Origin of the sequence: Enterococcus wangshanyuanii, assembly GCF_002197645.1 — a bacterium.
In the GTDB taxonomy this organism is placed as follows: domain Bacteria; phylum Bacillota; class Bacilli; order Lactobacillales; family Enterococcaceae; genus Enterococcus_L; species Enterococcus_L wangshanyuanii.
Genome location: NZ_CP021874.1, coordinates 2,805,721 through 2,828,650, shown reverse-complemented (window position 1 = coordinate 2,828,650; position 22,930 = coordinate 2,805,721). Strand labels below are relative to the sequence as shown.

Sequence of the window (22,930 nt, the reverse complement as noted above, 5' to 3'; positions counted from 1 at the left end):
ATACGCAATTCATTCTACTTTCATTTTATCACAAGAATTTTTTTCGCATCAGAAACTTGTCTTTGTTTCTCACCAAGTTTGTATAATTCCTGTCTTTAATTTTAAAATATGATACAATTTGTTTATACATAAAAAGGAGGAATAATGAAAATATGAGTGCAATTATTGGTTTATTAAGTGTTTTGGGGATCATTGTAGGTGGTGTTTTGTCTGTAAAAGCAGTAATTCAACGAAAACAAAAGCAAAAACCGCTGCTTTTAACTGGGGTCAGCCTACTTTTATTGATTGTAGCAATCGTTTTATCACCATCTTCGCCTACTTTGGAATTTGACGACTCTTCACTGAAAACGAATAGCCAGGGAATCGCTACGATCACTGGGAAAACAGATAAAGAAAGTGAACTGAGTGTAGACGGCGAACAAATTACTACGAAAGACGGTTCTTTCAGTTATAAAGTCAGTTTGACAAGTGATCAACCGAAAAAAGTGACATTCACAGCCGCACATGGAATACAGAAAAAGAAGAAATTATCACAGTCAAGCCTTCAAACGCTTTTATTGCATTCTTAAATGAAGCAAAACAGGAACAAGAATCCATTGAACAAGCGGAAACAGCGCTTGCTTTAGCAGAGAAAAATCCAACACAAAAAAACTACGATGAAGCGGCAACATTAGTCACTTCGCTGACACAAGAAGATTTGACGAAACGCTTAGCGATCGTCAAAGAAAATGTACCGATCTATGCAGCCGTTGAACTTGCTGAAACGAAGCAAACAAAAGAACAGCTTGATTCCGCTACTGCCTTAGTAGATAAGGCAACATTAAATAAAGATTCTTTGTTAAAACGGTTATCTACTGTTCAGCAAAAAATCACTGAGAAAGAGCACAATGAAAACCTTATTGCGGCAGCGCGAACAGCTGTTGAAAAAGCAGAGCAGGAACCAACGGACGAACACTACGATCAAGCCGTTGCCCGCATCAAAGAGTTGCCTAATGGCAATAAAGATTTAAGCAATCGAGCGAGCGGAGTCAAACGAACACTGGACACACAAAAAGAAGAAGCAAAAAAGGTTGCTGAAGCTCAGAAAAAAGCAGAAGAGCAAGCAGCAGCTGAAGCACAACAAGCCGCTGCTGTAGCCGCCCAAACACCCGAAGCACCTGCACCAGACACACAAGGTGTTCAACAAATGGTCTTAGTTACACCGACGGGTTCAAAATACCACGCACGAAAATGCGGAAATGGTATGTACACACCTGATACATTGGAAAATGCCACTGCGCGTGGATTAACCCCTTGCTCTAAATGCTATTAAAAAAACACGTCTTTCGAATTATCAGCTTCGGAAGACGTGTTTTTATTATTAATGTGTGTATATATAAGCAGAGATCAAATACAAGATCCAAATGTGCAGCGGATAGAAGAAGTAAAAGAAATTCCGCATGCCTTTTCCTTTTTCCCCATTAAACAAAGCGATCGGAAGGATTGCAAAAATCATCATCCACTGTGTCGAGCCTTGCGAAAAGAAAAATACAGCAGCTAAACCAATCAGTAAACATTGAATCCAACGATGATTTTTTGCTAAATACATTAGTGGGATCAATAATACTAAGAAATTATTCTCCGTAAATAATAATGCTGGAATGAAATTACCGATCCAAACTGCTGCAAACATAGTTGATGGATTTGACATCAAAGAAATTAGAATAACAGACGTCACTATCGGGAATAAAATAAGCACCAGACCCCAAACGATCTTACCGATTTTTTTGCTGGATGCTCCTTCTGATAGCTGATCGATCCCATACATCATCAATGTACCGACAAAAAGATCTCTAAAGATATTATTCATTAACTGAACTTCTTCATATCCCACAAACTTCTGTAAAAAAAAGCTGCCAAAGGTCATAATGATCATTCCTAAATACAGTCGCAGCATATATTTCTCTTTGCTTCGAGTATGGCTAAATCCAACTACACTAACAAAAAAGAATAATGTGGCTACAGGTCGTCCAAACCAATCCAACCAATTTGGCGCCCCCATCGGTACAAACATTTGATGAATATGATCGATAAACATAAGAATGATTCCTAAGATTTTCAAATCAAATGTCGTAAGTCCTCTATACTTACTTGCCGTAAAACGTTCCATTCATATCTTCTCCTTATTCGTTTTGTCTAACATAGTATAAAAGAAAAAAATATAAATTACCCTCGCTTGAGCTTTCAATAAACTATCGTTTTTGTCATATCAGACTATAAAAAAATACGAGAGCGAAGTGAAACGATCCACTTCGCTCTCGTATTAAATATCCTTTTTATTGATGCACGCTAAACCGTTGATCTGGATGTGCATTATTTTGAATTTCATCAACCATCGCGATGGCATAATCCGCATAAGAAATATAGCTCTTACCATCTGCACCTGTCTCTAATTCTTCACCTGCCGCTACATACTTACCTGTTGCTGCTCCTTCAGCATCAAAATCTGCTGCTGGGCTAATATATGTCCAATGGATATTTTTTGCTTCTTTTAATAGATCCAATCCTTTACCCATCGCTGTAGCTAATGGTTTGAAGGCCTCTGGAAAATCTGGCGTTTCACTTAGACGTACCGTGTGTTCTGGATCAACATATAAGCTGCCAGCTCCACCAACAACTAATAAACGAGTGTCTAAGCCATTTAAAATATCGATCAAATGTTGGGTTGAACCCGTAAATTCACTCACATCTCCCCAAAAGCCTAATGCACTGACTAATACATCAAAATCCTTTATGTCTGCTGCGGTTAATTGATAAACATCTTTCTCAATAACTGGTGTACCATCTGTGATTTTCGCTTTGTCGCGAACAATCGCTGTAACATCTAGCCCTCTTTGTTTCGCTTCTGCTAAAATCGCTGAACCTGCTTTTCCGTTTGCTCCTAAAATTGCTACTTTCATGTTTGATCTTCCTTTCTTATAATGAAACTTATTTTGTTACATTTAATAGTAAAAAGAGAAGAGACCTACTTGTCTCTTAATGCTTTATTTGATGAATGACATCAGCTAAAGGAATCTCTTTTAATTCTGTTTCCATGCTTTCTTGTACTTTACTATATTGTTTTTCTAATGCAGCTTGAATATTTGCTCCTACCAGACAATTCGGGTTTGGATTTTGATGGATATTGAATACCTCATGCTCTAATTCTACCGCTTCATAAATATCGTAAAGAGAAATTTCTTCTGGTTTCTTCAATAAATAGGTCTGTGTTGCCCCTCTGCTCGTATGAATCAGTCCAGCCTTTTTCAACTTACTCATCAGTCGTCTAACAACGACTGGATTCGTATTGACACTTGCTGCGATCAATTCAGAATTCACTTGATCCGGCGGTCCGATTTCGATCAGGCTAAGGATATGAATCGCAACACTTAATTTCGTCGACATGGCCATGTCTATCACTCCAATTTAAAAGTAACTATTTATGTTACATTTAAAGTTTACTGCGTTTTTTAATGAAAGTCAATAGAAAATACTGATTTTTATTTGGCGTAGGTCTGCAAAGAATGAACAACTGATTCATAACCTAGCTGCTTCATATCCGTCATCAAGCCTGAAAGTGAGGAACTTGATGCGTTTTGTTCCTTTTTACGAATAACTTTTTCGATAAATAGATCGCTAAGTAATTCTTGATATAGCTTGTTCTGTTGCCGCGCATATTGTTTCGCTTGTTTGAAATAGATTTCCGCCTTCTCTACTTGCTGATGCTCCAGCAGTAATTGGCCTACATTTAAAGATAGATGGATCTTGATATTATTTTCCTTAGGAAGTCCTTCATATTTAGCGAACTCAGCAAGCGCACGATCATATAGAAAGATCGCTTCTTCCAGTTCGAAGAGCTGGATAAAATTGTTCAATCGTCTAAAATCATAAAACAACCAATTTTCTATCTCAAAGAGTACTGGCCGCATAAAGGCCGAAATTTCTTTTTTCGTTAGTACTGCCGGCAGCTCATTTTCAAGTAACGTTAACTGAGCTAGTAAAAATAATTCATAAAACTGACTGCTTTCTTCTTTATTTTCAGCAATTTGTTTCGCAACTTCTACTAACGCTTCTTTCTGCCTATAATTTTCTGCACGAATTAGTTTTTTGTAAAAATAATCGTATCTACTTGGCAAAAATCCACGGTCGATGTAGATAAATTCATCTAAAGTCACCGTCAATCGTTCAAGCAATTGCAACACCTTATCAAAGCTTGGAATATACAGCTGATGTTCAAATCTGGATAGATTTGAACGGCTCATGATTCCAGTACATAAAGCCGCCTGACTAAGTCCTCGTGACTTTCTGATCGTTTTGATCGTTTGTCCATATTGCGTCATATCATTCTCCCTCATGTGCGTATACGCAACAAAAAATCTAATTCATTTTTGCTTATGATACCATACTTAAAAATCGTATGGAGGTCATTATGATCAAAAAAATGAATGCTCAGGTAAAAACAATTCTTTTAGGCACCTTATTTACACGTATCGCACTTTTTATGAGCGCGCCTTTTTTAGTGATTTACTTATCTAATAGCTGTCACTTTTCAGCGATCGAGATCGGCTATATTCTTGGTATCAATCCTTTAGTAAGTGTTTTGTGTAGTCCTGTTGGCGGGTATTTATCTGACAAAATCAGGTTCTATACGCTCTTGATCTATACACCTATTTTTTGGGGAATTATTTTTATCAGCTTCTTCTTTGCTACCACGTTTCCTCAGTTTCTAGTTCTTAATGCGTTAAACGGCTTTTGTTACGTTATATTCGAGCCCACAGCTAAACGGACGTTGTCTTTATTTTCACCAGCTGAACAACGGTTATCCGTCTATAATTTCAGATATGCCGCTATCAATCTCGGTGCTTTTTTGGGGCCTTTATTGAATTTGCTTTTCACTGGAACTTCCTCGCTTGTTTCTTATCTGATTCTGGGCGGGATTTATATTGTTTACGGGCTGACAGCACTCCTCACCATGCGAAAAGTACCGCTTATTTCTGAACAGCGAACTGAGACATGTACCGTGATCAGCAAAGAACGTACGCCATCTATTTATGCTTATGTGTTCCTGTTGATTGGGGTCACGTTTTCTTATTTCAGTTATGCACAATTCAATTCAACCGTGCCGCAATTTCTTACTACTCATTCTTTCTTTTCTTCAGGTGCCACATTATATAGCTCGATGTTGATGATCAATGCGGCTGTGATCTTATTGCTGCAATTTCCGATCATGAGATTCGCCAAACGTATTTCTTCTTTTTCTGCGATGATCATCAGTAATGTCTTATTCGCCGGCAGTCTGTTCTTATTGCCAAATGCAACGATGCTCTTCGTATTTTTTTTGATCGTTTTGTCTTATAGTTTGGGAGAGCTGTTTCTTGGCGTCAGATTTGATTATTTAGTGGATCAGCTGGCTCCTCAAGGAAAAAAAGGCCTTTACTTTGGCTTGGCTGAGATACCGAAACTAGGCAACTCACTTGGTCCTGTCGTAGGCGCCTATTTGATTCAAGTTTTTTCTTTAGCTGCTGCTCAGAAGGTGTTTTTTACCCTGGCACTCATCACTTTGGGCGGAAGTCTATTTATGCAGATTAGTTCACGAATCACCAAATAAAAAAAGACACTCTGCAAGCTCTTATTTTAAAGAGCTAAAACAGAGTATCATCATTTGTTAATGAGTTTTTATTCCACTACGATTTGTTTACTGCCGCCATCTTTCTGTTCAAAGGTGACAGTAAATGTATCTGTCGCAGCATCATATGAAATCCCTTCGCTTTGGCTTATGATTTTACTGTAATTTTTCGGCAATTTCAATGTCATTGTTGTGGTTGTTTGGGTCGGATCCGAGAATACATAGGTTTGCTTCTTGTCCGTTGTTTTTTTCAGCAAGGAGACCGCTTTATCTGAAGTGATCCCAGCAATGCTGCTGCCCGTTTCTTTCCAAATATTGACACCTAAATACTGTTTTTGTGGTAATTCTATTGCTTGAACCTCAGCCGTGTTCGCTAAAATCGTTACTGGTTTTTCTGCCGCATATGCTTTTAGGCCTGCTTCATCGATGCCTGGGAGTGTCACGTAAGCATAGCTTTCATTCGTTGGATTTTTTCCATGGTCGATCACAAATTTACGGTAGTTTCCTGTATATTGCTCATTGCTAGGAAAGGCTTCGTTGATTTGTACATAACTGCCCTTGCGTGTTTCACTAATGACAGTGACTGGTGCTGTTTGCGGAAAATAATACCCTAGATTAGCGTTTTGATGGTCTGATTGTAACAATAGCCATTGCTTATTGCTTGTTTCGCTGGCTTGTTCGATTTTGCCATTATTAGATAATACTTGATACGTGTAGGCATCATTCAACAAGCGATTATCCACGATCGTTTCAATGGATGCCGTAGTATCTCCTTTGATTCCTGCACCTAATGCCACAATTTGTCCATCAACGATAAACCAAGATTTTTTAGCCTGAAGATTCATCGGTAGGAGAGTGCCATTATTTTTGGTACCAGTCTTGTTCAGTGCCATTCCGACCACAGCCTGCCCTTCAAAGTCAACACCGCCGACCCATTTTTCTTTCGATGTCACAGTTGTAAAAGCAGAGACTTCATCTGCTAGTGCCACTGTATCTACTGTTGTTCCTGGTAAACGATAGGGGTCGACTGTCGGCCAGTAGGCAGAATTAAATTGAACCTCATCATCGTTATAGACGTACATCATGCCGTCAGCCGTATGCCAGCCGCGTTTATTTTCTTTGTTTCCTGCTTCAAAAGAAGAGATTCGACTGGAGTATAGACCCAAGCCCATCATATAGTCTGGTGTTCTTTGGACAAATCGATCCATCGAAGCATACATTTTTGTTCCGATAAATGGTAGTGTATCTCCAATAATTCCAGAATTATCCAACAGTGTCATCGTCATTTGCAGATCATTAAAATCTCTTGCATTCGTTAAATAATAGTCTGGATTTTCCTTGATCCAATATTTAGCTGCTTCCTGAAATTTCTTCTGATACTCTGCTGGGGCAAATTTAGAGACGATCAATAAATTGTAAATCGTAGTTGAGCCATAGCCGACTTTAGTTTTTGCTGGTGCTCTTGAAATCGAGCGGCCGTTGACTGTCGGCAGCATCTCGCCTTTATAGATCAGTGGGAGAAAGGCGCGATCGACATTTTCCACAAATTCATTCATGATCTCCGGCGCCATTTCAAAGCTGGAATCTTTGGTGATCGCCAAAATTTGTCCGACGCCTTTCATTAAGACATTCCCATAAGAACCTGTATATGGGATATTGTTATGCTGAATAAAGGAGCCGTCTTTGTAAAAGCCATCCCCTTTTGTGACTAGTTTGAAAACATCGACGATACTGCTGGATGCTTGGGTGATCTTACCTTCATTTTTCTGTAGGATGCCTAGACCTAAAACTGTTAATGCTAGATCCGTCCGATTTGCACCAGAAGTCACGAAGTTCGGGATAAAAGCTAAATCAACAAACGTTCCTTGTGTTTTTGTATATAATTGTTTAAATGGATCTGGTACGTATCCACTCATCGCAGCTGTGTATTGCTCCATTTTTTCTTCTGGAACATTATCTCCTAGGATCATTAAGGTACTAATAAACTTTTGCGGGATGCCAACTTGCCAGTCCCACCAGTTACCATGATATTTTTTTCCATCATAGCCTTTTTTAGTCACCATGAAATCTAGTCCATCAATGATCGCTGCTTCAACTGTCTTATCTTGGTACATCGGGCTGCCTTTTGTGCCGTATGCCAACGCTAATTTTTGCAGTTTGATGAATTGTGTACTTAGATCTGCTGACGCTGTATTTCCTTGTTCCAACGGCCAAAGATACGTGCGGTCTGCTGATTTGTTCATCGTTTGATATAATTCAGCAGCCTCTTCAGACAATGTTTGAACGTACTTGACTAGCGTCGGATTGGTTGCATCATACTGGTCAGAGACAAGCTGATTTCTCCATTTTTCTTTCAGCTGTGTATATTCGGCAGAGCGATCGACTACGGGAATACTACCTACTTTGCCGCTTCGCATAGATAGAACTGTCAATTTTGATAAATTCCCGAACATCCGAATCCCCGGATAGCCTTCCCAATCACCGTCAATAACTGATCCATTTGGATAAACGACCTCCTTGTTCTCATAGAAGAGCTGATCATTTAAAAAAGCTTTTATACTTTTTCCTTCATAACGAATCATCAGCTTGTACTGTTGACCGGAAATCAACGTTGGGCCTGGAATATTTGTGAGCCATTTCCCACCCGGCTGACCTAACTGCCATTGTCCATCACGATTGTAAGCAAAAGACTGCCATTTGCTTGAATTTTGCGTATCTGCGCGAAAAACTAACCCAAAATTAGCCTGTCCTTCATACAAAAAGGTATATTCAAGATCCCCAGAGGTTTGTTTACCGGCGCTCAAGTTTAGCGAAACAGACTCCAAGCTGGTCCCTTGTTTTGTATTCGAAATTACCAAACCATTGCTATTCTTGCTTTTATCCGCTTTTCCTACGATATCCTGCCAAGAACCTAATTGATTTGGGAAATCGGACGTATAAAGCGGTTGCTCTGCTTGAACGACACCTACCTCATCTTCTGCTAAACTGATCTCAGCTAAGCCGTAAATCCCGCTGGAAAATAACAATAAACTCCCTGCTGCAACTAAAACTCTTCCACTCATTTTCATTACTTATACCCTCCTCAGCAAACAATATGTCTGCTTTATTTTAATCAACTACCCATTATTATTTACAAGAACAAATCAAAAAAGCAAGCGTTTTCATTTTATAAAGGAGAAAAAGAGTGAAGAAAACGACTTGTTCCCACACTCTAGCTCTCTTTATTTTTGACTATGGTTGTTTGCCAATATACGCTAAAATTCCGCCGTCGACATAGAGAATATGCCCATTTACAAAATCAGAGGCATTAGATGCCAAGAAAACGGCTGGTCCAGCAAGATCTTCTGGTGTGCCCCAGCGTGCTGCTGGAGTTCTACCAACGATAAACTGATCGAATGGATGACGTTCCCCATTTTCTTGTGTTTCTCTTAATGGTGCCGTTTGTGGTGTCGCAATATAGCCTGGACCAATGCCATTACATTGGATATTGTACTGACCGTATTCGGACGCAATATTTTTCGTCAGCATTTTCAATCCGCCCTTAGCCGCAGCATAGGCACTGACTGTTTCACGACCAAGCTCACTCATCATTGAACAAATATTGATGATCTTACCGCCACCTTTTTCGATCATATCAGGGATGACTGCTTTGGCCATGATAAACGGCGCATTTAAGTCGACATCAACGACTTGTCTGAATTCTTCTGCAGACATATCGATCATCGGAATCCGTTTGATGATCCCGGCATTATTGACTAAGATGTCGATCGAACCAACCTCTTCTTTGATTTTCTGCACTGTTTTTTGAACAGCTGCTTCATCGGTCACATCACAAGCATACCCCTTTGCTTCGATCCCTGCTTCTTGATAAAGTTTCATCGCTTGCTCCACAGACTCTTGCGATAAATTATTGAACACAATGGTTGCTCCGGCTGCAGCTAATGATTTAGCGATTTCAAAGCCGATGCCATGCACTGCGCCTGTCACTAGAGCAACTTTTCCATTTAGTTGAAATTGTTCCATCGTGAATGTCATCTGATTGCCTCTTTTCTATTTTAATTGGTCCATTGGAACCATGTCCATGTCTGTATAGGTAATATTTTCACCGCACATCGACCAAATAAATGTATAATCTCCTGTGCCGACGCCTGAATGGATCGACCAGCTTGGTGAAATGATCGCTTGTTCATTGTCTACGACTAAATGCTTGGTTTCATCTGGTTTGCCCATCATATGGAAAACGCGTGTATCTTCCGTTGCATAATCAAAATACAGATAGGCTTCCATCCGGCGTTCATGGGTATGACAAGGCATCGTATTCCAAGAGCTGCCTGGTTCTAAGACCGTATAGCCCATTTGTAGTTGACAGCTTTCACATACGTTTGGATGAATATACTGATAAATTCTGCGTTTATTCAACGACAACGACTCACCCGTTTCCATCGGTTTGATTTGATCGATACTGATTTTTACATTCGGATATTTATGATGCGCCGGAACACTATTCACGTAAAACTTCGCTGGATTTGCCGGATCATCTGATCGGAAAATGACTTCTTTCGTTTCTTTCCCAATATAATAACCATCTTGTTTTTTTATCGGCTCTGTTTGTCCGTCGATCGTGATCGATCCAGGACCGCCGATATTGATGACACCTAATTCTCTACGTTCTAAGAAATAATCTACACCCAATTCCTTGGTTAAAACAATTTCTAAAGCTTCTGTGGTCGGTGTCACTCCGCCGAAGATCATGCGGTCATTGTGTGTATAAGTCAAGCTGATTTCCCCAGGTGCAAAAACCTTCTCTACTAAAAATTCTCTACGTAATTCTTCTGTTGAATAGTGACGGATATCCTCCGGACTATGTGTATATCTATTTTCCATTTGTTGCATGTCATGACTCCCTTTAACGATTTATTTTTCCTGAACCGGCAGCTAAAAACTGCTCGACTTCTGCTTGAGTAAATTGATTGCAGTCTCCATGAACCGTATGCTTTAAGGCAGCTGCCGCTGTGGCGAAATCAATGATCGCCTGTGGTTCCATTTTTTCCAACAAGCCGTGTAAGACACCGCCGGAAAAAGCATCTCCTCCGCCAACCCGGTCGATGATCGGATCAAGTTCATGAAGCTCAGATTCATAATACTGACCAGCTATCCATAAGGTCCCCGTCAGATCGTTTGCGCTTGCTGAATGGACTATCCGTTTTGTTGAATAGAACACCTCGATGGTCGGAAATACTTGTTTCATACATTGATAATAAAATGCAGTACTGTTTTCATCCGCGGTTGGCGTTGCGGTGATTCCCAGTAAATGAACGGCATCTAAGATTCCAGCTGAACAATAATCGACATAAGACAAAATCTGTTTCAGAAAATGCCCAGCTTGTGCTTGACTCCATAATTTTCCGCGATAGTTCACATCAAAACTGATTTTACACCCCGCTTTTCTTGCCTGCTTCACTAAATCCAACGTAAGTGTCTGCCATTTAGGAGACAACGCCGGAGTGATCCCTGAAAGGTGGAAGAGATCTACCTCATGAAATAATTCAGACAGGTCCCACTCAAGTGTGTCCATTTCAGCAAAACTTGAACCAGTCCGATCATAAATGACCGCCGCTGCCCGCTCACCGATTCCCGTTTCCAGATAGTACGTACCCAGCCGATTACCGCCTGTCAGCAAGAAATCTGTATTCACACGATAACGCTGCAGGTGTTTGCGGACAGCCTCTCCTAAACCGTTGTCGGGCACTTTACTGGCAAATACGACCTCATGGCCAAAATTTGCCAAAGAGATTCCGACATTTGCTTCCGCTCCGCCATAATGTGCCTGCAGCTGTTCACTTTGAGTCAAACGGTGACCAGTTTGCGTCGAAAAACGCAGCATGATCTCTCCTAAGGTAACGACTTTTCCCATCTGATCATCCCTTAATTTCTTTTAATTTTGCGGCATATTGCTTCGCCGTTGCTGTCACTTGGTCAAAATCACCTGAGCTTGCTGGTGCAAGCAAGTCGCCACCCACACCAACTGTCACGGCTCCAGCTTTAAACCACTCAGCCATATTTGCTAAGCTCACCCCGCCTGTCGGCATGAGACTGACTTGAGGCACCGGAGCTTTGAATGCAGAAATGATACTTGGCCCATAGGCGCTTCCAGGAAATAATTTGACGATATCTGCGCCACTTTTCAATGCTTCCTGCACTTCTGTGATTGTCATGCATCCAGGTAAATAAGGAACTTGGTATAAATTACATAATTCTGCCGTTTCCCGATCAAAGCTTGGACTGACGATATACTCCGCTCCTGCCATGATCGCTAGACGGGCGGTAACTGCATCTAAGACGGTTCCCGCACCGATCACGATTTCTGAACGATTCTGATAATAGCTCGTTAATTCTTTGAGCGCTTCATCCGCCTGAGGAACTGTAAAAGTCAATTCAATACCAGTCAGACCACCTGCTACGATGGCATGACTTGCTTTGACGGCTTCTTCTTTTGTCGCTCCGCGGACCACTGCGACAACCCCTGTTTTTTCTAAACGTGATAGAATCTCTACGCGTTTCATTTTCTCACCTGTTTCAATCAATTTCTTAGCCTAAAATCCCTAATGCACTCAATACGATCGATAAAATCAAGATGATCCAGATCACTCGAGTAGAATTCAATTTCTTTTGTCCCAACATCCAGTACGTCAAAAGCACTAACAAAATCGGTACCAATGAAGGTAAAATCGCATCCAACGTATCTTGGATCACTAATTCCACGCCATCTTTTTTATAGACGAATGGAACGGTCGCTTTGATCACTGATGGGATCAAGGCACCAATCACTGTCACCCCTAAAACTGTTGCTGCATTGGTAAAAGCGGATAATTTATCTTTCAGTGTTGTGACTAATTTGACCCCTTGTTTATAACCAAGTGGCAATAATGCCGCACGACCGAATAAAAGAGCAATGTTTGCGATGATCCAGATCACACAGCCAACAACTGAACCATTTTGAGCGAGTGTTCCTGCTACCGAACCAAAAATCGTTCCCCAAATGACATGGAATAATGAATCACCCACGCCGGCAAGTGAACCCATCAAGGCTGTTTTTAGTGCGACGATCGTTTCTTTGGCTTTATGTCCATCTTGTTCTTCGATCGCCACATCGATCCCCATGATCAAATTTCCAAAAATAGCATTCGTATTGAAAAATTGGTTGTGGGTGCGCATCATATCTTGTAATTGCGTTTCATCGTGTCCGTAGAATTTTTTCAATACAGGTAAGATCCCATATAGATACCCTGAGCTCATCATTCGCTCATAGTTCCAGTTTAATTGACTCGCTAAAATATAACGCCAGCTGATTGCATTCAATTCTTTTTTTGTCAGTTTTTGATTACTCATCGCCATCATATCCTCCTTCAAAATCACTCGTACCAGAAGCTACTGCTGTTCCTTTTTCACCATCGCGCTTAAAGACTAACATCGCAGCGACCATCCCTACGATCGATACACCCAACATTGGCACTTGCAGATATGCAGCTAAAAAGAAGCCTAATAGTAAATAAGGAATATATTGCTTGGTTGGCAGATAACGCAGTAAGATCCCGACACCGACGACTGGAAGTACGCCCCCAGCTGTTTTCAATCCTGTCATCAGCCATTCCGGCATATTTTCAGTGATCGTCGTTACCACAGCATCACCTGCTAATAACATTAGTAAAATTGGGATCGCACGAGATAATCCCCATAAAAATGAACCAGATAACACTAAACGCGGAATCCGTTTGACCTGCATATTGTCGATAGCTTTGTCTACTCGGTGTAAAAGAAACACATTACAGAAACGAGCGACAACGTCTAATTGAAGCATCAATAAGGATACTGGAACGGCTAAACCGATACCATATTCAGCACCTTTACCGGAAATCACTGCAAAGGCTGTCCCTAACACGGCGCCTGTAAAATAATCCGGAACAGAAGCCCCGCCAAATGCGGCGATTCCTAAACGCATCAATTGAAGCGTTCCTCCGACCATCAAACCAGTTTTTAGATCGCCCATGATCATCCCGGAAATCATTCCGGCAATCGCCGGCTGTGTCAACGTATTTGAAATAAGTGAATCATTGATTGCAATAAAAGCATAAACGGTAATAAGAATAATTTGATACGCTGCTAAATGCATGAAAATTCCTCCTAATTTTAAAAGTGAAACAAATCGCTTAATCCTGTAGAAAATTAGCATTGAAACACTTTTTGCTTCACTGGCAATTTATCTATTTTCCTAGGATTGATTTGGCAATAAACACTCAATACTTCCTTTAAAATTTACCCTCGTAATTTCTTCATAAAATCGATCGATGGATCATTCGGTACAAGTTGAGCGGTTACATTTACTCCTTTTGAAGCAATGGTTTCAAAAATCGTTTCTTCTTCTGGTAAAACTTGAATACTCTTCGTCACTTCACGTGCGCCTTCTTTATAACTCATGTTCCCAACATTGACAGTTTTGATCGGACCATTTGCTTCAATAAAACGTAAAACATCTTTCGGATTTTTAAATAATAAAAATAGACGCTGCTTTCCATATTTCCCTGCACGAATATTTTCAGCTGCCGCTTCAACAGGAAGAACTGATAGACGCATTGATGTTGGTGCCGCCATTCTTAAAGAAGATTTTTGTAGCGGATCAGAAGCTGCTTCATCATTTGCGACAATGATGCGTTGGGTGCTTAAGCTTGTTGACCAGATCCCCGCAACTTGACCATGGATCAATCGTTCATCGATACGTGTATTGACGATATTTTCTTTTCCAGCATATTGACTAAAGTTGCTCAATTCTTTTTCCTTACTATCTTCAGTGATTTCTTTTTCAGCCTGATTCATACCAGCTTTCACATCAACAATATTTTCTCTAGACAAACAAACTAACTCTTTGATCGTTGCTTTCTGATTGACAACTGCTTCGATCACAATTGAAAGAGTCATGCCAGCAATGATCTCAACACCTTCGACATTCAAATAATTTTTTACTGCAACATTACATGGTGTTCCTCCTAACAAGTCTGCAATGATCAACGTCGATCCGTTAAGGGCTTTCATTTTATCATTTAGCTCTTTTTCAAACTGGAGATTGTCCCCATCTGGTCTTAATGAAACGGTATGCACGTTCTCTTGCTTCCCGACGATCATTTCCAGACTGACTTTGACCCCTTCTGCCATGCCGCCATGACTGATCAATACAATATTTTCCACTCATTTCCCTCCTAAAAAGTAGGTCGCCCTACTTAACATGTTATGTCTCTTATAAACATACTATAACACATGGCAAGTCATCCGTAAACCTAATATCTTAATATATTGAATTTTATTTTTGAAACAACTTATTGTTGTTTTTTATTAACATATAAGCCTATGAAGCAATTGCTAAAAAAGAATTAACATGTTATGCTTGATACATTAGACGATATGAACGGAGGTCAGCAAACATGCTCCCAAAATATGAACAGATCAAACAAGATCTTCTACGTGAAATCAAAAATCATACATTTATCCCTGGTGATAAATTTTATTCTGAAGCGGATATCAAACGGATCTATTCTGTCAGCTCGATCACTGCGGTCAAAGCCTTGAATGAATTGACTAGTGCCGGCTATCTATACCGTATCCAAGGAAAAGGGACTTTCGTTTCAAAAGCCAAAGTTTCTCAAAATGTTAAATTTTCAGATATCGAACTACATTCTATAGATTCTGAAAAAGTCAAAGTCGTTTCAGTAGAAGAAGAAAATCAACCCGAAATTTTGAAAGAATTAGGTTTAGCAGCGAATGCTTCATACTATAAGATCAAACGTGTCCGCTATTTCGGCGATGAGCCTTTTTTAGTACACATTACTCATTTGCCTAAGAAACTAATAAAGGAACCGCTGGCTAAAGATTTAAGTGCTTATGCTAGCGTCTATGAACGAGTGAGGAAGGACTTTGCTGTGGATCTATTTTCACTCGCTTCGGTAGAAACGAATGAAATCGTGTTTCCAGATGATGCAGAATTATTGAATTTACTGCATTTGAGTTTCCGTGAACCGGCTGTCAAACAGGTCAAACATTCTTACTTAGCAGATGGCAGTGTCGCCGAATATATCGTTAGTTACAAACACTGGAAATACTTCAAAACAAAAATAGAAGTAGAGGCCGAATGATCTTCGGAACTCTACTTCTTTTTTAATCGGTCAATGCTTTTTCAGAAAACACCAATTCTTTGATTTCCCGACCTTCTGTTTCAAAGATCACAACTTCATTTTTCCCTTTTTTCAAGAAGGCTTTTGGACAATAAAGTGAACGAATCGGCCCGATAGACCAATAACGACCTAAATTGACACCATTTACCAGCACGACTCCTTTTCCATACTGACTACAATCAATAAAGGTATCTGCTAAATCAGCTAACTCAAACTCGACTTGATAAAATGAAGGCTGTGACGGATTTTTCTCAGCGTTGTAATCGATCGCATGAAGCTGTTCTTCAGATAAAGCTAACGCATATTGCTTATATCCTTGATGAAAATGAATATCCTGCATGATACCGCCACGAATCCCTTTCGATTGTGTCGGTCCATTTAATTTGAAGCCATAATTTACTCGACCGAGGTTTTCTACCAAAACATCCATCTCGATCGTCTCTTTATCAGAAGTTCCATTTACCACTAATTCTTCCCCAATATCCTCTTGATATTGCACCGCCTCAAGCTCTCCGTCTACATAAACTTGAACCCGATCACTCGCTTCGATGATCTTTAACTTGTTTTCGCGATGGTAATTTTTCAGCTCCACAGAATAAAGAAGATACCCATAGCCTTCTCCAGCTTCTTCCATACTTAGTGGATACACCGTTTCCTGCGGCTTCATGATTTGATCTTTTATCGAAAACAAGGACACACTATTCGTTACTGGATAATGTCCCAAGTCGATCATTTTTTTTGTGCGTGGTTCTGCTTGCCAAACATCTGGACAAACTTCTTTGATCGCTTTTTGAACATGATAATATTTTTCTGTAGGCTCTCCGGCCTCTGTCAGCAACGCATCATAATCATAGCTAGTGACTTGCGGCAGATCAAGTGTTCCACGAGCGGAGCAGCCATTATAAAAACCAAAGTTGGTTCCGCCGTGGAACATATATAAATTCAACGATCCAACCTCAAGCATATCTTTGACTTCTTTGGCTAGATCCTGACCATCCCGCTTGATGATCGGCTCCCCCCAGCGATTGAACCAGCCGTCCCAATATTCCATACACATGATCGGCCATTTTTTCCCATGACGCGCCATAAACTTGCGCATCACATCTGCATTTTCTTTAGAATGGCTGCCAAAATTTCCAGCTACAAAAACATCCTCTTCAATCAACGTTCCTGCATCCAATACCTCATCCCACGCACCATCCGAAGTGAATAGCGGAACATCTACACCCAATTTTTCCATCAGTTGTTTTGTTTGCCGTAAATATTCTTTTTCCATACCATAAGAACCATACTCATTTTCCACCTGCATCATGATCACAGGACCACCATGGGTGATCTGCAACGGTACTAGTTTAGGAATCAATACACTAAAATAGTGGCGAACCTTATCCATAAAACGCGGATCCGTTGAGCGTAAACGCAGCCCTTTTTCTTTTAACAGCCACGCAGGTAACCCACCAAATTCCCATTCCGCACAGATGTATACCGAAGGACGCAAAATCACGAGTAATCCGATTTTTTGAGCCAACGTTACAAAGACTTCAATATTTTTTAGCCCTTCAAAATCATAGACCCCTTCTGTCGGCTCATGTAGATTCCAAGGAATATATGTTTCGACCGTATTTGCTCCTAAAGCTTTTAAATTATATAGGCTATCTTCCCATTGCTCTGGTGTCATTCGAAAATAGTGGATCGCACCACTGATCAGTTTTATCGGTTTTCCATCTAGTAAAAAATCTTCTTTTATTTCAAACGTCTGCATGTCCATTCCCCTTTACCAGTATCTTTGCCATTGCGGATTTGCTAATCGGATCAAGGCTTCCAAGTAAAAATAGTCTCCCCATAAATTGGGTTCGTCGATTCCTTTCCCTTCCGCATGTGCATATACGCCATGTAATAACAGCCCTTCATTCTCAGGAAGATATTTCGCTGAGTAATGTTCTCCTAACTGATACACCATTCCTTTAGCGAGCATTCCAGCTTCTGGAAAAGCTGCCAATTTCTCTGCTTCCATAAGTCCGCAGGCTGCAATTGCCAGTGACGAGCTATCTTTATCAGATGGATGCTGATCGGTAAAATCAAAGTCCCAATAAGGAATTAAATCTTCTGGTAAATGAGCCAAAAATACATCTACGATTTGCGTATAGTTTTCTGGAAACGGCACCGAATGAAGATAACTCTCATTCAAAGGAATCCCTAATACCGCCCAACTCTGTCCACGTGCCCAAATCGAAGAATCACTATGTCCCTGATGCGTCGCACCATGGCTTGGTTGTCCCGTTTCAAGATCAAAATAATACGTATGGAAGGTCGTTGCATCCGCTTTGATCACTGTTTTCATCAACGTATGATAATGTTTTTCAGCTACCTCAGAATAATGAGTATCACCTGAAATTTCTGTCGCTTCAAATAAAAGAGGTAAGTTGATCAAAGAATCGATGATCAAGCGGTATTCTTTAGGATCACCATATTGGCCCCATGCCTGAATAAATTCACTCTGCTCTTGAAACCTTGCCAGCAGAACTTCTGCTGCTTGTAATACTTCCCGTTTACACTGTTCATTTCCTGTGATTTTAAATCCTGCTCCAGCTGACAAGCTATATAAAAAACCGATATCATGATGATCCAATACAAAATGATCATCCAAGCGTTTTTGAAAACTCTGGATATTTTCCATTGCCAACGCTAAAAATTTATCTTTCTTCGTCCATTCATATGCTAACCACAGCATGCCTGTCCAAAAGCCATTCGTCCAGTCGTCATTTGCTTTGATTCGATACTTACCATTTGTCGCACATGCTGATGGAAACTGTGTGCCGAAGCGCTGCATGTTCTTTTCGATTTGCGAGACACACCAGTCGATTTGCTCGTTTAACCACTTTTCCGTTACATTTTCACCTAACTTGATCAATCGTTTTTTATTTTCTTGAAGACTCATTATCCAGCTCTCCTTAACTTGTTAACATATTAACTAAAATCATTATAACGTAAAAGAACATAAAATGCGACCTTTCTTCCTGAAATAATCAAAAAAGAGTAGGATAGCATTTGTTTTTGCACATACTATCCTACTCTATCGTTAACTATTATTGGCGATAAAATCAAGCGCTCATCTCTGGTTTCTCCCGAAAACTTCGATTTGTGTCAACGCGGGAAATGGAGAATCATCTGTCGCTTTTTTTAATTGTTTAAATGTTAACCTGCTAGTTTCCTTCATTGGAAAGTGAATCTCTTGAAATTCAACCGCATTCGTTGTTTCTACGATCCTCTCTTCACCATCAGAAAATGCCAGTGTGACTTCTGTCCAATAACTATCATGAGGGTAATCTGCCCGAAACAATAAACGAACCCAATCAATTTCTACCATTCGTCCAAAATCAATGGTCAGTGCAGCATCAGCCTGTTGATTGATGCCCCAAGAAGCAAACGGGTATGAACCATGAGACAAGTTTCCAAATTTGCCATCGATCGCATTTTTAGCAAAAAATACAGCATCATCTCTGGTTTCTACATTGGCATGCGCATGTGGATAAGCACTTGAAAATTCTTTTTGATCATGAGAATTGAACGTCAAATTTTGATAGGCTTCTATCTCAAAGACATGCGCTTGCCGTACCATGATATGATGACGTGTTGAGCGAAAAGCAGTTTCTACAGATGCTTTTCTTGCAGATTCTTCTAGCGGAATGGTATATTCCCATGTTTTTTGCGGTAAATAAATGATCGTAGGGGCTAATGTTTCATCTAATTGTGCTACAAAATAAGGGTGATCTCCAGTCACTGTTACAACGATTTTATCCCCAACTTCGTATGAATAATTTTTGATAGCCAATACGGCTAGCTCTTTTCCTTCTGCAACAAAAAACTGTTCTTCTTTTTCATGATCGATGCGACCAACGACCGTTTGATCCTGCTCATTTTTCAATTCAATTTTTATCATCTTTTTCTACCCTTTCTTTTTCAGCAACGATTCCTCCAACCAAACAAATCAAACGATGATTGCCAGCTGGCAGTTCTTTTAGTAAACATGGTAAGCTAGTTCTAGGGAAAAACAATGAGGTATTGACTTCTGGTTGAACAATGGCTGCTTCATCATAGCCCGAAACAGCGATCATCCGTGAAGTCAGCTCTCCTTCAGAAACGCTGCACCACGTTGAGCCGATAGTTCCATTGGGTTTACGTCCAGACAAGGGAGCACTAAAACCGCCTTCTCGAAGCTTCAAAGGAATCGTTGTTTCTATGTCATGAACGCGCAGATGCCATTGGCCAAATGGATAGATTTCTGTCTGAATTCGAACTTCTTCAAACGGCATCCACTCATAGGAAACACATTCTTCCGTTAATTGATATGCAGTAACATTCCCCTTCGTTCGAAAATATGAACCGTCACGTGAAAGAGCTAAGGTGCTATCAAACGCCCCTTCCTCGTAGGAAACGCCAGCTTTAGGTACACTAAAGCCGAATTTGGTTGAATAAACAAACTTACTATACTTTGCCTGTGCATGTGCCTGATTCTCGATCATCATCCCAGCAGGATAACCTAACAAATGATTTCCTGATACCTCACGAACGAATAACATATTGCCTTTTTCGACCACTCTTTTTTCTGTCCTCTGAATAGGTAGAGGGGCGGCCGACCAAAATGGATGCTCTTCTTTCACCGCTAATAATAAAAAGGTCTTGAGTGCCCAATAAGGAGAACCGGGAGCATTATAACCTTCTGCCATCACCAAATTTTCATAATGATAACCAATCGACAATCGTCCATCAAAGGTAAATATGTCATGAGTCATCCAGCGCTTCAAATGCGTAGATAACAGTGTTTTCACTTCCCCCCAGGCGATCGCTTCTACATCAGCGTAAACCAGAGCAGAGAAAAAAGCCCCTTGTGCGAAACGGTATGTCTGACTTCTGCCATAAGGCAATGCTTCTCCCTCTTCATCGAAATAATAAATAAAATCCTGTGCAAATAACATTGCTCGCTCAATAAAACGCTCTGACCACTTCGGATCTTCTGATTTCATAAACGTAGCATAAATCAAGCCATAATAATGAAAAGCAAAGGCTACATAATAATCCCGCTGTGTTGCTTTTCCATCCACGTACCAGCCTTCCCCAATGTACATAGAATCGATCAATTCCAGTTCCTGCTCTAATCGTTCTTTTTCTAGTGCTTCTCCACAATGATAAAGCGCAATGCGGATCAACACCTTAAAAAAAGTCCAGTTGTTTTTCGGGATCTTACAGGTCAAAGCCTGTGATAGCCATTCCACCACAGATTGCTGATTTTGTTCAGACAGTTGTTCCCAAAAATATTCTTTATGCAGTAACAACGTCAAAGCTAAGGCTGCTGCTTCAACGATGTATTGATCATAATCTTCTATGTCGCCCCAATAGTCTGCTTTCTTCGGATCGGTTCCTTTTATCAATTTAGCGACATAAGCGTTTCTTAGCTCATCATCCTGACAAGCAGTCCAGTACGGGGCGACTCCCCACAAAGGACGCACAAGCGCTTCCATTTCAGATCGTTTTCGATCATAGACAGCACCACTGCTGCCTAAGTTCACTCCTGGCTGATCGTTCTCTAGTATGATCGCTCTTAACGGTTGCATGATTTCTTCTACAGCTTTCTGATAATCCTGACGAGTCAAAAAAGGATTTTCACTCAAATTTTCCACAATGGCACCTCCTTCATCAATTTATTGAACAGGATATCAAGCAAATCTCGCTTTTTCAAGTCTGATTTTCTTACTGGTAGACCAGAAAATGAGAAACTTATTCCACTGTTCTTTCACTTAACCTATTATGTTGTCCACCTCAAGTTCACTAATCCTGCTAAACAGCTCTTTCATTAATTTAGTTACCCTCATATTCATGAGAAAAAAATGAGATTTACTAGCATAAGCAATATCCAATTTTCATAATTAAATTTTTTGATCTATTTTATATCTAGAATTTAAAATAACGCTTGTATTTAACATTCAAATGAAAGGAGTAAAAGACTTCCAGCAATTTTCATGATAAAATTTAGCTATAAAAAATAAAGGAGCTCTTCATGGAAATCAAACTAGATGTGGCGATCACCCCAAAAAAGACAACGATAAAAATGAATTCTACTCAAAGTACCATTACTATTTTGCCTGTAACAAAAGCGAATATGAAACTCGCTCTATCAGAGCTTTATATGTTACTAAACGATCATACGATTATTTCGATCGGCCGATCCGAAGTTCCTGATACAATCGAAAAAACTACATTCAATAAAATCATGCATCTTTCCATCCCTTGGGACATTGAGTTAGATTACCTAGAACAATCACTCCTCAATGAAGCAAAAAAATGTGGACATGACTTGATCCAAACACAACAAACGGAAATTACGATTCCTAAGAATGCTCAAAAAACGACGACCGCATTCAAAGAAGAGCTTTTAGCCGTTCTAAAAACATTCGGCTATTCTTTCAGCCCAGCTCCAGAAGCCAAAAATGACAAACCAAAACCTGCTAAAGCGCGTCACAAATGGACGAAAGAAGTCAGCCAAATCGAATTTACTGTCGATACTCGAGAAAGCAAAGCGACCGTTTTCTGGCAAAAACGGAATGAAATGTTGCTAAAAGCTGGAGCTACGCTGATGGCCGCTCCCCCTTTAAATAAGGACGGTTCCTTAGGTTTTTCCGCAAAAATGGGGCAACGCATTCGTGAAGATCACGTTGATAAGATCCAAAATAATGTGACTACCGAAGATATCGTCTTAAAAAGCGTTAATGAAGTTGGGCTATTTCTTTATTTCGGCGGCACTAATAGCTGGCTGGAGTTGATCGATAAGAATGGAAAGACGATCAATGAATGGACTGTTATTGATTAAGTAAAAAAGCAATAACATAGAGGTCAAAAAGCTGAGCGTTTTTGCGCTCAGCTTTTTGATCTCTATTTTTATGGTTCTTTTTCAACACGTACATCGTCGACTTGGAAGCCTCTTCTGCCAGTATCCTTTCCATAAAAACTGACCCTTAATTTACCAAAAGAAGACTTGCATTAATTGTACACATAAAAAAAATAAATGTAC

General features: G+C 40.1%; 21 protein-coding genes. 5 read left to right on the top strand and 16 right to left on the bottom strand.

Annotated features, from left to right (window positions below):
* The first annotated feature begins 152 nt into the window (after positions 1–152).
* Both CC204_RS21535 and CC204_RS21530 read left to right on the top strand, forming a co-directional pair.
* Positions 153–569 (top strand): hypothetical protein, encoded by a 417-nt coding sequence (locus CC204_RS21535; RefSeq protein WP_227011163.1) that lies wholly within the window; start codon positions 153–155, stop codon positions 567–569.
* 128 nt (positions 570–697) lie between these two features.
* Positions 698–1,312 carry a hypothetical protein gene (locus CC204_RS21530; protein ID WP_227011162.1) on the top strand — a complete coding sequence of 205 codons (615 nt, stop codon included), beginning with the start codon at positions 698–700 and terminating at the stop codon, positions 1,310–1,312.
* Positions 1,313–1,360: 48 nt separating this feature from the next.
* Here CC204_RS21530 and CC204_RS14130 read toward each other — a convergent pair whose 3' ends face one another.
* The 4 genes from CC204_RS14130 to CC204_RS14115 form a co-directional block, all read right to left on the bottom strand.
* Positions 1,361–2,149, bottom strand: coding sequence for a TraX family protein (locus CC204_RS14130; RefSeq protein WP_088270751.1), 789 nt, complete (start codon positions 2,147–2,149; stop codon positions 1,361–1,363).
* A 166-nt stretch (positions 2,150–2,315) separates the two neighbouring features.
* Positions 2,316–2,939 carry an NAD(P)-dependent oxidoreductase gene (locus tag CC204_RS14125; RefSeq protein ID WP_088270750.1) on the bottom strand — a complete coding sequence of 208 codons (624 nt, stop codon included), beginning with the start codon at positions 2,937–2,939 and terminating at the stop codon, positions 2,316–2,318.
* Between the two features lie 76 nt (positions 2,940–3,015).
* The gene (locus CC204_RS14120) at positions 3,016–3,429 is read right to left on the bottom strand and encodes an Rrf2 family transcriptional regulator (protein ID WP_088270749.1); all 414 of its coding nucleotides are present in this window, start codon (positions 3,427–3,429) and stop codon (positions 3,016–3,018) included.
* Between the two features lie 89 nt (positions 3,430–3,518).
* Complete coding sequence (locus CC204_RS14115) at positions 3,519–4,358, bottom strand: helix-turn-helix domain-containing protein (RefSeq protein WP_162288357.1); 840 nt, start codon at positions 4,356–4,358, stop codon at positions 3,519–3,521.
* Between the two features lie 89 nt (positions 4,359–4,447).
* On the opposite strand from CC204_RS14115, the gene CC204_RS14110 reads away from it, so the two are divergent.
* Positions 4,448–5,626, top strand: a complete 1,179-nt coding sequence (locus CC204_RS14110) for an MFS transporter (RefSeq protein ID WP_157894301.1) — start codon at positions 4,448–4,450, stop codon at positions 5,624–5,626.
* Positions 5,627–5,694: 68 nt separating this feature from the next.
* On the opposite strand, the gene CC204_RS14105 is transcribed toward CC204_RS14110, so the two are convergent.
* The 8 genes from CC204_RS14105 to CC204_RS14070 form a co-directional block, all read right to left on the bottom strand.
* The gene (locus CC204_RS14105) at positions 5,695–8,712 is read right to left on the bottom strand and encodes a polysaccharide lyase 8 family protein (RefSeq protein WP_227011161.1); all 3,018 of its coding nucleotides are present in this window, start codon (positions 8,710–8,712) and stop codon (positions 5,695–5,697) included.
* Between the two features lie 163 nt (positions 8,713–8,875).
* Positions 8,876–9,679: a gluconate 5-dehydrogenase gene (locus tag CC204_RS14100; RefSeq protein ID WP_088270746.1), complete on the bottom strand. Its 804-nt coding sequence runs from the start codon at positions 9,677–9,679 to the stop codon at positions 8,876–8,878.
* A gap of 15 nt (positions 9,680–9,694) precedes the next feature.
* Positions 9,695–10,537 (bottom strand): 5-dehydro-4-deoxy-D-glucuronate isomerase, encoded by an 843-nt coding sequence (kduI, locus tag CC204_RS14095; protein ID WP_088270745.1) that lies wholly within the window; start codon positions 10,535–10,537, stop codon positions 9,695–9,697.
* Positions 10,538–10,550: 13 nt separating this feature from the next.
* Positions 10,551–11,558, bottom strand: coding sequence for a sugar kinase (locus CC204_RS14090; RefSeq protein ID WP_088270744.1), 1,008 nt, complete (start codon positions 11,556–11,558; stop codon positions 10,551–10,553).
* A 4-nt stretch (positions 11,559–11,562) separates the two neighbouring features.
* Positions 11,563–12,207 (bottom strand): bifunctional 4-hydroxy-2-oxoglutarate aldolase/2-dehydro-3-deoxy-phosphogluconate aldolase, encoded by a 645-nt coding sequence (locus CC204_RS14085; protein ID WP_088270743.1) that lies wholly within the window; start codon positions 12,205–12,207, stop codon positions 11,563–11,565.
* A 25-nt stretch (positions 12,208–12,232) separates the two neighbouring features.
* Positions 12,233–13,042, bottom strand: coding sequence for a PTS system mannose/fructose/sorbose family transporter subunit IID (locus tag CC204_RS14080; RefSeq protein ID WP_088270742.1), 810 nt, complete (start codon positions 13,040–13,042; stop codon positions 12,233–12,235).
* Positions 13,026–13,814: a PTS mannose/fructose/sorbose/N-acetylgalactosamine transporter subunit IIC gene (locus CC204_RS14075; protein WP_087640526.1), complete on the bottom strand. Its 789-nt coding sequence runs from the start codon at positions 13,812–13,814 to the stop codon at positions 13,026–13,028. Before CC204_RS14075 ends, CC204_RS14080 begins: the two co-directional genes overlap by 17 nt.
* 143 nt (positions 13,815–13,957) lie before the next feature.
* A complete protein-coding gene (locus CC204_RS14070) occupies positions 13,958–14,884 on the bottom strand; it encodes a PTS sugar transporter subunit IIAB (protein WP_088270741.1) in 927 nt (308 codons plus the stop codon).
* A 233-nt stretch (positions 14,885–15,117) separates the two neighbouring features.
* Here CC204_RS14070 and CC204_RS14065 point away from each other — a divergent pair, with 233 nt between their 5' ends.
* Positions 15,118–15,825, top strand: coding sequence for a GntR family transcriptional regulator (locus CC204_RS14065; RefSeq protein ID WP_088270740.1), 708 nt, complete (start codon positions 15,118–15,120; stop codon positions 15,823–15,825).
* A gap of 22 nt (positions 15,826–15,847) precedes the next feature.
* On the opposite strand, the gene CC204_RS14060 is transcribed toward CC204_RS14065, so the two are convergent.
* From CC204_RS14060 to CC204_RS14045, 4 genes are all read right to left on the bottom strand, one after another.
* Positions 15,848–17,626, bottom strand: coding sequence for a glycoside hydrolase family 35 protein (locus CC204_RS14060; protein ID WP_088270739.1), 1,779 nt, complete (start codon positions 17,624–17,626; stop codon positions 15,848–15,850).
* Between the two features lie 12 nt (positions 17,627–17,638).
* Positions 17,639–18,802: a glycoside hydrolase family 88 protein gene (locus tag CC204_RS14055; protein ID WP_088270738.1), complete on the bottom strand. Its 1,164-nt coding sequence runs from the start codon at positions 18,800–18,802 to the stop codon at positions 17,639–17,641.
* Positions 18,803–18,973: 171 nt separating this feature from the next.
* Positions 18,974–19,804: a hypothetical protein gene (locus CC204_RS14050; protein WP_088270737.1), complete on the bottom strand. Its 831-nt coding sequence runs from the start codon at positions 19,802–19,804 to the stop codon at positions 18,974–18,976.
* On the bottom strand, positions 19,791–21,542 hold the full coding sequence (locus tag CC204_RS14045; RefSeq protein WP_088270736.1) for a DUF2264 domain-containing protein: 1,752 nt from the start codon (positions 21,540–21,542) through the stop codon (positions 19,791–19,793). Before CC204_RS14045 ends, CC204_RS14050 begins: the two co-directional genes overlap by 14 nt.
* Positions 21,543–21,919: 377 nt before the next feature.
* Between CC204_RS14045 and CC204_RS14040 the strand changes: the two genes are divergently transcribed.
* Positions 21,920–22,729: a hypothetical protein gene (locus CC204_RS14040; protein WP_088270735.1), complete on the top strand. Its 810-nt coding sequence runs from the start codon at positions 21,920–21,922 to the stop codon at positions 22,727–22,729.
* Positions 22,730–22,930: the final 201 nt, after the last annotated feature.